This window comes from Peteryoungia aggregata LMG 23059, assembly GCF_030814435.1.
Lineage (GTDB): Bacteria > Pseudomonadota > Alphaproteobacteria > Rhizobiales > Rhizobiaceae > Allorhizobium > Allorhizobium aggregatum.
In genome coordinates this window covers 143,668-154,962 of sequence record NZ_JAUSUW010000008.1, presented here as the reverse complement: position 1 = coordinate 154,962, position 11,295 = coordinate 143,668, and the positions used below count along the sequence as shown (strand labels likewise).

General features: G+C 61.4%; 8 protein-coding genes. 5 read left to right on the top strand and 3 right to left on the bottom strand.

The annotated features are described in order from the left end of the window. The first annotated feature begins 15 nt into the window (after positions 1-15). Together J2045_RS15120 and J2045_RS15115 are read left to right on the top strand one after the other, a co-directional pair. Entirely contained in the window at positions 16-369 is a 354-nt protein-coding gene (locus J2045_RS15120) for a DUF6867 family protein (protein WP_166600843.1), read from the top strand. Between the two features lie 165 nt (positions 370-534). Next, the gene (locus tag J2045_RS15115) at positions 535-1,650 is read left to right on the top strand and encodes a branched-chain amino acid ABC transporter substrate-binding protein (RefSeq protein WP_307374195.1); all 1,116 of its coding nucleotides are present in this window, start codon (positions 535-537) and stop codon (positions 1,648-1,650) included. A gap of 164 nt (positions 1,651-1,814) precedes the next feature. Here the strand turns inward: J2045_RS15115 and J2045_RS15110 are convergent, their stop codons facing one another. The 3 genes from J2045_RS15110 to J2045_RS15100 all read right to left on the bottom strand — a co-directional run bounded on the left by J2045_RS15110 (position 1,815) and on the right by J2045_RS15100 (position 6,641). Then, complete coding sequence (locus J2045_RS15110; protein WP_307374193.1) at positions 1,815-2,738, bottom strand: response regulator transcription factor; 924 nt, start codon at positions 2,736-2,738, stop codon at positions 1,815-1,817. Beyond that, a complete protein-coding gene (locus J2045_RS15105) occupies positions 2,731-6,114 on the bottom strand; it encodes a hybrid sensor histidine kinase/response regulator (protein ID WP_307374191.1) in 3,384 nt (1,127 codons plus the stop codon). Before J2045_RS15105 ends, J2045_RS15110 begins: the two co-directional genes overlap by 8 nt. Before the next feature lie 77 nt (positions 6,115-6,191). Then, a complete protein-coding gene (locus J2045_RS15100; RefSeq protein ID WP_246699843.1) occupies positions 6,192-6,641 on the bottom strand; it encodes a DUF5680 domain-containing protein in 450 nt (149 codons plus the stop codon). A 347-nt stretch (positions 6,642-6,988) separates the two neighbouring features. Between J2045_RS15100 and urtA the strand changes: the two genes are divergently transcribed. From urtA to urtC, 3 genes are all read left to right on the top strand, one after another. After that, the gene (gene urtA / locus J2045_RS15095) at positions 6,989-8,278 is read left to right on the top strand and encodes an urea ABC transporter substrate-binding protein (protein WP_307374189.1); all 1,290 of its coding nucleotides are present in this window, start codon (positions 6,989-6,991) and stop codon (positions 8,276-8,278) included. Between the two features lie 244 nt (positions 8,279-8,522). Continuing rightward, positions 8,523-10,127, top strand: a complete 1,605-nt coding sequence (urtB, locus tag J2045_RS15090; protein ID WP_307374188.1) for an urea ABC transporter permease subunit UrtB — start codon at positions 8,523-8,525, stop codon at positions 10,125-10,127. Then, the gene (urtC, locus tag J2045_RS15085; protein WP_307374186.1) at positions 10,124-11,293 is read left to right on the top strand and encodes an urea ABC transporter permease subunit UrtC; all 1,170 of its coding nucleotides are present in this window, start codon (positions 10,124-10,126) and stop codon (positions 11,291-11,293) included. The genes urtB and urtC overlap by 4 nt, the downstream gene beginning before the upstream one ends. The last annotated feature ends 2 nt before the right edge of the window (positions 11,294-11,295 follow it).

Sequence of the window (11,295 nt, the reverse complement as noted above, 5' to 3'; positions counted from 1 at the left end):
CGCGGAGGATTTGACATGCAAGGTTTGTTTTTCGAGACCGACACGACCGTTCGGATCGTTCTCAGGGTTCTGGTGATGATGCTCGGTTTCTGGACCGCCTGGCGCACCGGTCGGGCTGTCGCCGAGAGCTGGCAGAGCTACGGTACCGTCTTCGTCTATATTCTCGGACTTGGATTTGTGATGCGCTTCCTGCATTACTCGCTGTTCCAGGGACCGTTCGTCAGCCCCTTCTACTACGTCATCGACGTGGTCTTGCTGCTGGCCTGGGCAATCGCCGGTTTCCAGTCGCGCCGGACCACGCAGATGGTGGATAACTACTACTGGCTCTATGAGAGAACCTCATACTTCTCGTGGAAGAACAAAGATTGACAAGCCGTTGTTTTCTGTCGCAGATTGGCGACAGAAGGCGTCGACTTGGCAAAGAACAAGGCTTCGGCCAGAAACAAAGAGTGGAACAGTTTTCCGGCGCAGTGACAGCGGGTATTGCGCAGGGTTTTTAAACCTAACCCGCACAAAAAACTTGGGAGTCAAAATATGAAGAAGTCTCTCCTTTCGGCGGTTGCGCTGACGGCCATGGTTGCCTTCAGCGGCAGCGCCTATGCCGAAATCCTGGTCGGCGTCGCCGGCCCGCTGACCGGTCCGAACGCTGCTTTCGGCGCACAGCTCCAGAAGGGTGCCGAGCAGGCTGCTGCCGACATCAATGCCGCCGGTGGCATCAACGGCGAAATGATCAAGGTCGTTCTCGGCGACGACGTCTCGGACGCCAAGCAGGGCGTTTCGGTTGCCAACAAGTTCGTTGCTGACGGCGTGAAGTTCGTCGTCGGTCACTTCAACTCGGGCGTTTCGATCCCGGCTTCTGAAGTCTATGCCGAAAACGGCATCCTGCAGATCACGCCGGCTTCCACCAACCCGAACTTCACCGAGCGCGGCCTGTGGAACACCTTCCGTACCTGCGGCCGTGACGACCAGCAGGGCGCTGTTGCCGGCAAGTACATCGCCGACAACTTCAAGGACGCCAAGGTTGCTGTCGTTCACGACAAGACGCCTTACGGCCAGGGTCTCGCCGACGAAACCAAGAAGGCGATGAACGAGCTCGGCGTTACCGAAGTGATCTACGAAGGCATCACGCCCGGTGAAAAGGATTACTCGGCCCTGATCGCCAAGATGAAGGAAGCCGGCGTTTCCGTCGTCTACTTCGGCGGTCTGCACACCGAAGCCGGCCTCATCCTGCGCCAGATGGCAACCCAGGGTCTGACCGCGACCATGATGTCCGGCGACGGCATCACCTCGAACGAACTCGCTTCGATCGCTGGCGACGCAGTCAACGGCACGCTCATGACCTTCCCGCCGGATCCGCGCATGAACCCGAACGCAGCTGACGCTGTGAAGAAGTTCCGCGACGCGGGCTTCGAGCCGGAAGCCTACACGCTGTACTCCTACGCTGCCCTGCAGGTCATCGCAGAAGCTGCCAAGGCTGCCGCTTCCAACGATCCGGAAACCGTTGCGACCGCTCTGAAGGAAAAGGGCCCGTACACGACCGTCATCGGCGAACTCGGCTTCGACGCCAAGGGTGACATCACCCGTCCGGACTACGTCATGTACACCTGGAAGAAGGGCGAGGACGGCAAGTACTCGTACTTCCAGAACTAATTCGATCCTTCATCGGACCGACGGAAAGCCCGGCGAAAGCCGGGCTTTTTGCGTTGTGGAGGTTAGGCATTAGCCAATAGGGGGTAGGGTTTGGTCCGCAGCAGAGAGCGGTGAATGCACAGGCTTGCCACGCTGCTCATCAATCCAATCTTACTGCCTACTGCTCACGTCTCCCGCAGCACATGCGCCGCTTTCACGGCTGCGGAGGCGCGGTTCTCGACACCGAGCTTGGAATAGATCTGTTCGAGGTGCTTGTTCACCGTGCGTGACGAGAGGCCCAGGATCTCGCCAATGTCGCGATTGGCCTTGCCCTTGGCGATCCATAGGAGGACCTCGCTCTCCCTATGGGTGAGGCCGAAGCGTTCGCGCAGCATCTCGTCCTCGCTCTGGCGGTTGGCGGAGGTGAGGCGGAAGAGATATTCGTCGGCGCCGATGGTGCCGAGCAGGGAAAGGGTGAGGGGCAGGCCGGTCGCGCCGGCAAAGGGGAAGCTCGTCTCGGTCTGCGCCGAGGCTCCTGCTTTGCGGGCGGAGAGCCAGGCGGCGGCGGCCTTTGCAACGTCGCCGATCCGGTCCTGGTGACCCGTCGCCGTCTCGATCAGGCGGTTGGCCTGCGGCGTTGTCCAGTGCACCTGGCCGTCGCCCCTGATGGCCAGCAGGTGACGGCCGGCTGCGTCCAGTGCAACGCGGGCACTCTGGGCCGAGCGCGCATTCGACAGGTGGACGCGGATGCGGGCGCGCAATTCATCGATGTTGATCGGTTTGGTCAGATAATCCACACCGCCCGATTCCAGGGCCTTGACCACATGTTCGGTCTCGGTGAGGCCGGTCATGAAGATGACCGGGACCTGGGCCACGACCGGATCGGCCTTCAGGCTGCGGCAGGTCTCAAAGCCGTCCATCCCCGGCATGACGGCGTCGAGCAGGATCAGGTCCGGACTGATGCGGGCGACGATAGAAAGGGCCGCATGGCCGGAGGTGGCGATCAGCACCGAATAGCCGGAGGCCTCCAGAGCCTCGGTCAGGAAGCCGAGCGCATCGGGACTGTCATCCACCAGTAGCACGATGTCGCGGCGGTTCGCCTCAGCCATGGATCGGTTCCCTGCCGTTTTCGAAGGAGGTCAGGAAGCTGCGCAGGCCTGCGAGATCGAAGGCCTGTACATGCGCACGGGCCACCTCGATGAAGGCGGCATTGTTTCCCAATCCGCCGAGTTCTGCGAGCTTTGCCTCGATGCCGCGGACATAGCCGATATCGCAGAGGCTGAGCAACTCCTCGATATGGCCGGGGCCCGGCGATACAGGTTTGTTGGGTGCGGTCGCTGGCTGCATCAGGCGCGGGTCATCCGCATAGATCCAGTCGAGGCCAAGGAAACGGGCGAGCTTGTCGCGCAGGCGGGTGATGTCGACCGGCTTGGTCATCGCATCATCGTGCCCTTCGCCGCCGGGGGCAGGGGCGTCGCCGACATTGGCGGACAGCATCAGGATCGGTGCCTTCTGGCCGGCGTCCCGCAGCTTTTCGACGAGCTGCCAGCCGTTCATGCCGGGCATGGAGATGTCGACGAGGAAGAGATCGGCCTTCACGCCCTCGATCAGGGTGAGGCATTCCGGCCCACCGGCGGCCGTCAGCACGACGAAGTCGAGCGGAGCGAGGACTTCCCGCATCAGCTCGCGATGGTCCTCGTTGTCATCAACCACCACAATGGTTCGGCGCGGTCCCGTGTAGGAGACGATCTTGCGTTCGGGGGCTGGTGCCGTATTGGGGCGGTCGATCGCGGACAGCATCAGCCGGATCTTGAAGGTCGAGCCCTTGTCGCGCTCGCTGACCACCGAGATCTCGCCGCCCAGCGTGTTTGTCAGGAGCTTGGTGATGGTCAGGCCCAGGCCGAGGCCAGGCATGGGGCGGATGTTGTCGGCCTCGCCGCGCTGGAAAGGCTCGTAGATCCGGTTGAGATCCTTTTCCGCGATCCCGCGGCCAGTATCGCTGATCGTGAAGGTGGCGACCTGGCTCCGGTAGTCGACGCCAAAACGGATCATTCCCTCGTCGGTGAACTTGATGGCGTTTGACAGTAGATTGACGAGGATCTGGCGCAGCCGGCGCTCGTCGGTCCGGACATAGAGCGGCAGGTTGCGGGACCGCTGGTGTTCGAAGACGATGCCCTTGGCAGCCGCCTGGGGCGCGAACATGTCGGTCAGCTGGTCGAGGAAGTCCTGGATGTTGACCTCGTTGGAGAAGACCTGCAGCCTGCCGGCCTCGATCTTGGAGATATCGAGCAGACCGTCGATCAGGCCCGACAAATGGTCGGCGGAGCGGCGGATCACCTTGATTGCCGACTGGCGTGGCACCGGGATCGTCTCGTCGCGTTCGAGGATCTGCGCATAACCGAGCACGGCATTGAGCGGCGTGCGAAGCTCATGGGAGAGGCCGACGACATAGCGGCTTTTGGCGCGGTTGGCGGCCTCGGCCGTTTCCTTGGCATTCTGAAGGGCAGCGTCCGTCTTGCGGTGGGCGGCGATTTCCTTGAGCAGCAGCGTGTTCTGGCGCGAGGATTCCTCTTCCGCCACGACTCGGCTGTCATGGGCGAGCACGTAGAACCATGAGACGATGCCGGCGATGATGGCGAAGATGAAGAAGACGACTGTCACCGTGCGATTGACCACGTCGGTCATGTCAGGTGTCGCCGCATTCACCTGGTGGGCAATCAGCGCCAGGATGGTGCCCATCACCGAGATCGAGATCATCGCAGTCAAGGCGTAGCGACCAAGTCGGGTGGAGAAGGTGTCAAGCACCGTCTCGGGCAGGAAGGAGCGCGCGACGCTCGCGGCCTGGGCGTTGATCTTGGCGTGTGGCTTGCACATGTCGTGGCAACGGCTGTCGAGCGTGCAGCAGAGCGAACAGATAGGCGCGGCATAGGCCGGGCACCAGGCCATGTCCTCCGGCTCGAACGGGTGTTCGCAGATCGAACAGGTGATGCCGGTCTGGTTCTTCCAGCTCTGGCGCGGCTTGCGGGCGAGGTAGAATTTGCCATCCGTCCACCAGGCGATGAGCGGCGAGATCAGGAAGGCGACAAGCGTGACATAGGTCGAGAGCGACGCCATGGTCGAGCCGAAGGCACCGAAATGGGCCGCGAGCGACAGTGTGGCCGAGAGCAGCATGGTGCCGCAACCGACCGGGTTAATGTCATAGAGATGGGCGCGCTTGAACTCGATGCCGGGTGGCGACAGGCCGAGCTTCTTGTTGACGAAGAGGTCGGCGGAGATGGCGCAAAGCCAGCTCATGGCGATGATGGAGAAAATTCCGAGGGTTTCCTCGAGCAGGCCGTAGATGCCGAGTTCCATCAACAGCAGCGCGATGGCGACGTTGAAAACGAGCCAGACGACGCGACCCGGATGGCTGTGGGTGAGGCGTGAGAAGAAATTCGACCAGGCGAGCGAGCCTGCATAGGCATTCATCACATTGATCTTCAGCTGCGAGATGACCACGAAGCCGGCCATCAGCAGAAGGGCTGCCGTCTCGTTCGGGATCATATAGCCGAAGGCTGCGACATACATGTGGGCGGGGTCTGCTGCCTCACTGATCGGCACGCCCGTCGAGAGCGTCAGCACGGCGAGGAAGGAGCCGGCCAGCAGCTTGGGAACGCCGAGCACGACCCAACCGGAGCCGGCAAGGAAGATCGCAATGCGATGGTGCAGCTTGCGGGCGCCCTCCGGCGGCAGGAAGCGGAGGAAGTCGACCTGTTCGCCGATCTGCGGCATCAGGGCAAGAATGACGGCGGAGGCCGCGCCGAACTCCAGGAGGTTGAAGGGGGCGGTTTCGCCCAGATGGGCGTTCGAGTGGCCGACGCCGGCGAAAGCCAGCCAGAGGTCGATCTTTTCCCAATCGAGGAAGGCGATGAAGACGAAGGGCAGGATGTTGAGCACGATCCAGAAGGGCTGGGTGATCAGCTGGAACTTCGAGATCATGCGGATGCCGTAGGTGACCAGTGGCAGGACGGCGATCGAGGAAATGATGTAACCGAGCCAGAGCGGTATGCCGAAGGCGAGTTCCAGCGCCTTGGTCATGATCGACGCTTCGATGGCAAAGAGCATGAAGGTGAAGCCGGCATAGATCAGCGAAGTGATCGTCGACCCGATATAGCCGAAGCCCGCACCGCGGGTCAGAAGGTCGATGTCGACGCCATGGCGGATGGCATAGCGGCTGATCGGAATGCCGACGAGCAGCATCAGGATCGCGGCGACGATGATGGCGAAGAAGGCGTTGGTCGTCCCATAGGCAATGGTGATTGTGCCACCGATCGCCTCCAGCGCCAGAAAGGAGATGGCGCCGATGGCCGTCTGCGAAATCCGGCTGGAGGAAAACTTGCGCGCGCTCTTCGCCGTGAAGCGGAGTGCGTAGTCCTCGAGCGTCTGGTTCGCGACCCAGCGATTGTATTCGCGGCGAACGGGAATGATGCGTTGGCGTGCGGACATGCCTAAAATCTAGCGCCTTTTCAAGGGTGGCTTTGCTTTAGGCATTTTCACGGGATTGTCCAGAATAGCAAGGCCCGTCAGGGCTTGATCAGGCCTCCCTGATAGTCCAGTTGATAGACAGCGCGGTCGGCAACGAGAATCCGCTCGACACCCTGGAAGCTGCGGTAGTCGCCCACCGAATGATCGACGTATTCGCCGAGCGCATGCTGATAGGCAAAGCCGCCGAGGAAGCGCTTCTCCTGATAAAGCGCGGTGAGGGCCTGCTTGATCACGATGCCCGCGCGCTCGCCATCGAAACTCCCGGGGTCGAGGATGCGGCCGTAATAGTTCATCGCCCAGACCGGCGCTTCACCGTCCCAGACGACTTCCTGGCCGAGAAAATCGGTGCCACCGAAATGGCTGTCGAGATAGCGAAAACGGCCTTTATCATAGGCAATATCCTTTGCAGCCGGCCGCGTCGGAGCCGCCAGCGGATGTTTGCCACCCATATAGGTAACCGCCTTGGCTTCAATGATGAAATCTTCCAGAGCGTCCACGACTTTCTCCCCAATGGCAGGAACATAAAGTGAACATACGGCGGAAATGCTGCGTTGCGCAACCCTAGGCTTGTAGGGGATTTGAAGGAGGTCTCTTTCGCCAACGCCGGAGCGGCGCGGATCGCTGCATGTTGATCTTCCGATCGCTCATGCCATCTCCGCCCTGGCTGGCATTCTTCTGGCGCCGGGCGACGGAAAGCCCCGTCCTGCTCCCTTTACCCCCCGATCTACGTTAAACGACGTATACGGTTTTGCGGCGCAGCATCGGATAGTCCCCCTCAGCAACGGTTAACACTCATTAACCGACCGGTTGCGGACAAGAAGAGGGGTTCACGACAATGACCATGAAGATGAAACTCACCGGCGCGCTGCTCGGCGCCATGCTGTCGACGACGGCCTTCCACGGTGCATTCGCCCAGGAAGACACGATCAAGATCGGCGTTCTGCATTCGCTGTCGGGCACGATGGCGATCTCGGAAACGACGCTGAAGGACGCCATGCTGATGCTCGTCGAAGAGCAGAACAAGAAGGGGGGCGTTCTCGGCAAGAAGCTTGAAGCCGTCGTTGTCGACCCGGCTTCCGACTGGCCGCTGTTTGCCGAAAAGGCCCGGGAGTTGATCGAAAAGGACAAGGTTGCGGCCGTCTTCGGTTGCTGGACCTCGTCGTCGCGCAAGTCCGTCCTGCCGGTCTTCGAAGAGTTGAACTCCATCCTCTTCTACCCGGTCCAGTACGAGGGTGAAGAATCCTCGCGCAACATCTTCTACACGGGTGCCGCTCCGAACCAGCAGGCTATCCCGGCCGTCGATTACCTCGCCGAAAACGAAGGCGTCGAGCGTTGGGTTCTCGCTGGCACCGACTACGTCTATCCGCAGACGACCAACAAGATCCTCAAAGCCTATCTGATGTCGAAGGGCGTTGCCGAAGAAGACATCATGATCAACTACACGCCGTTCGGTCATTCCGACTGGCAGACCATTGTCTCCGACATCAAAAAGTTCGGCTCGGCCGGCAAGAAGACCGCCGTCGTCTCGACCATCAACGGTGACGCGAACGTTCCGTTCTACAAGGAATTGGGCAACCAGGGCATCAAGGCCGAAGACATTCCGGTCGTCGCCTTCTCCGTCGGTGAAGAAGAGCTCGCCGGCCTCGACACGGCTCCGCTGGTCGGCCATCTCGCTGCCTGGAACTACTTCCAGTCCGTCGATGCGCCCGTCAATGCCGAGTTCATCAAGACCTGGCATGCCTTCACCAAGAACGACAAGCGCGTGACCAACGACCCGATGGAAGCAGCCTATATCGGCTTCCAGGCCTGGGTTGCAGCCGTCGAAGCTGCCGGCACGACCGAAACCGACGCCGTTCTCGATAGCATCATCGGCGTTGCCGTTCCGAACCTCTCGGGCGGCACTTCGACCGTCATGCCGAACCACCACATCACCAAGCCGGTCCTGATCGGCGAAATCCAGGCCGACGGTCAGTTCGAAATCGTGCAGCAGACCCCGTCTGTCGTCGGTGACGAATGGTCGGATTACCTGCCGGACTCGAAGGACCTGATCTCCGATTGGCGCAAGCCGATGGAGTGCGGCAACTTCAACGTTGCCACCGGCAAGTGCGGCGGCAAGGGTAGCTGATTTCCTCCTTCTCCCACCTCCCCCTTGAGGGGGGAGGTCATCGCGCAGCGATGGGTGGGGGTGATCTCTTCAAGGGTGTCACCCCACCCCGAACCTTCGGTTCGACCCTCCCCCTCAAGGGGAGGGTGTTTTCGAACCGGCTCTATGCGGGCTACCCCTTCTCCCCGTTCACGGGGAGAAGGTGCCGGCAGGCGGATGAGGGGCCTTTCAGGCTCCACCGCCCCGCCAACCGGGGGACAACAGAATGCTTATCCGTTTCATCACACTTGCTTTTCTATTCCTTTCTTTCGCCGCGCCTTCCTTTGCGCAGAGCGATCCGAAGGATCTCATCAACGCGCTGGGCAAGGCCAATTTCAAGCAGGCCGAGGAGCTGCTCGGGCAGATTGCCGCCACAGGCGATCCGCGCGTCGTTCCCGCGCTCGAAGCCTTTGCCGAAGGCGATCTCTTCGTCCGCAAGTCGGACGGCGCCGTCGTCATCACCAAGGCTGCTGGCAGCAATCTCGCCGCGATCGATCCACTCACCGGCGAGACAATCGGCGAGGAGCCGAAGGGCGCCTTCACCAAGGTCAAGGTGAACAACAATCTCCGTCGTGCGATCCGCTCTGCCCTCGGTGGCCTGACGCTGCTCAGCCCCGACAAGGATGTGCGTCTTTCCGCCGCCCAGGCGGTGCTGCAGTCTCCGAGTGCCGAAAATCTGGAGCTCGTCGAGGCCGCTCTGGCCAGGGAGACCGATCCAGAGGTCAAGTCGCGCATGGAGCAGGCCCGGGCGGTATCCATCCTTGCCTCGGATCGCTCGATTGAGGAAAAGCGTGGCGCGATCGAGGCCGTCGCTTCGATTGGCGGCAGACCGGCCAAGAGCATTCTGCTCTCGGTCTCCGGAGCCATTGACGAAGCGCTGCGGCCAGATCTCGATGCCGCCGTCGCGACGATTGAAAGCCAGCTGGTGCTCTGGGATACCGCCGAGAGTGTCTGGTATGGCATCTCGCTCGGTTCCGTGCTGCTGCTGGCGGCCATCGGCCTTGCCATCACCTTTGGCGTCATGGGCATCATCAACATGGCGCATGGCGAGATGGTGATGATCGGTGCCTATTCCACCTTCGTGGTGCAGCAGGTCATCCGCACCAGCTATCCTGATCTCTTCGACTGGTCGCTGGCGATTGCCTTGCCGGTCGCCTTCCTGGTGACGGCAGCGATCGGCCTCGTGATCGAGCGCGGCGTGATCCGCTTCCTCTATGGCCGGCCGCTGGAGACGCTGCTCGCCACCTGGGGCATTTCGCTCATCCTTCAGCAGACGATCCGCACGATCTTCGGACCCACCAACCAGGAAGTTGGTAACCCGTCCTGGATGTCCGGCTCCTTTGCGCTCGGCGGCATGACGATCACCTGGAACCGCATGTGGATCGTGCTCTTCTCGCTCACCATCTTCTTTGCGCTGCTGGCGCTGATGAAGAAGTCCGCCTTTGGTCTGCAGATGCGTGCCGTGACCCAGAACCGCCGCATGGCGTCTTCCATGGGTATTCGCACCCCCTGGGTCGATGCCTTCACCTTTGCGCTGGGTTCAGGCATTGCCGGTATCGCTGGCGTTGCGCTCAGCCAGATCGACAACGTCTCTCCGAACCTCGGCCAGGCCTATATCATCGACAGTTTCATGGTCGTGGTCTTCGGCGGGGTCGGTAATCTCTGGGGCACGCTGGTTGGCGCCTTGTCGCTCGGCATCCTCAACAAGTTCCTCGAACCTTCGGTCGGCGCCGTGCTCGGCAAGATCCTCGTGCTCGTGCTGATCATCCTCTTCATCCAGAAACGACCGCGCGGCCTGTTCGCGCTCAAGGGAAGGGCGGTGGAAGCATGATTACCGGCTTCATTCTGCGCGCACTCGAAGGCAAGATCCTCATTGCCGCCGGCATCCTCGTCGCCTTTGCATTGCTTATTCCAGCGCTCAACTTGCTGATGCCGCCAGACAGCCCGTTGCATGTGCCGACCTACATCATGTCGCTGCTCGGCAAGTATCTCTGCTATGCGCTGCTCGCGCTCGCGCTTGATCTCGTCTGGGGCTATTGCGGCATCCTCTCGCTTGGCCACGGCGCCTTCTTCGCGCTCGGCGGTTACGCCATGGGCATGTATCTGATGCGCCAGATCGGGTCCCGCGGCGTCTATGGCGATCCCATCCTGCCCGACTTCATGGTCTTCCTGAACTGGAAGGAACTGCCGTGGTTCTGGCATGGCATGGACATGTTCCCCGTCGCCATGGCGATGGTTCTCATCGTGCCCGGCCTGCTCGCCTTCGTCTTCGGCTGGTTTGCCTTCCGCTCCCGCGTCAACGGCGTCTATCTCTCGATCATCACCCAGGCGATGACCTATGCCCTGATGCTCGCCTTCTTCCGCAACGACATGGGCTTTGGCGGCAATAATGGTCTGACCGACTACAAGGAAATCCTCGGCTTCTCCGTCCAGGCGGACGGAACGCGTGCGGTGCTCTTTGCGCTCTCGGCGATCTTCCTGGCGCTTTGCCTCGTCATTGCCTCGGGTATCACCCGGTCGAAGTTCGGCAAGGTGCTGGTCGGCGTGCGCGATGCGGAAAGCCGGGTGCGTTTCCTGGGCTACCGGGTCGAGAACATCAAGCTCTTCACCTTCGTCGTCTCGGCGATGATGGCGGGCATTGCCGGTGCGCTCTTCGTGCCGCAGGTCGGCATCATCAACCCCGGCGAATTCGATCCGGCCAACTCGATCGAAGTCGTTGTCTGGGCGGCTGTCGGCGGGCGCGGCACGCTGATCGGGCCGATCATCGGGGCGATCCTCGTCAATGTCGGCAAGAGCTACTTCACCGGTGCCTTCCCCGATCTCTGGCTGTTTGCGCTCGGCGGTCTCTTCATCTTCGTCACGCTCTTCCTGCCCAAGGGCATCGTCGGCACGGTGCAGCAGGTTCTCGCACGCCGGAAGGAATATCGGGATGCAGCCGACAAGGATGCGGCGAACACCGACGTGAAACCCCAATCGGCCCCCGTGGCTGCGGAGTGAGA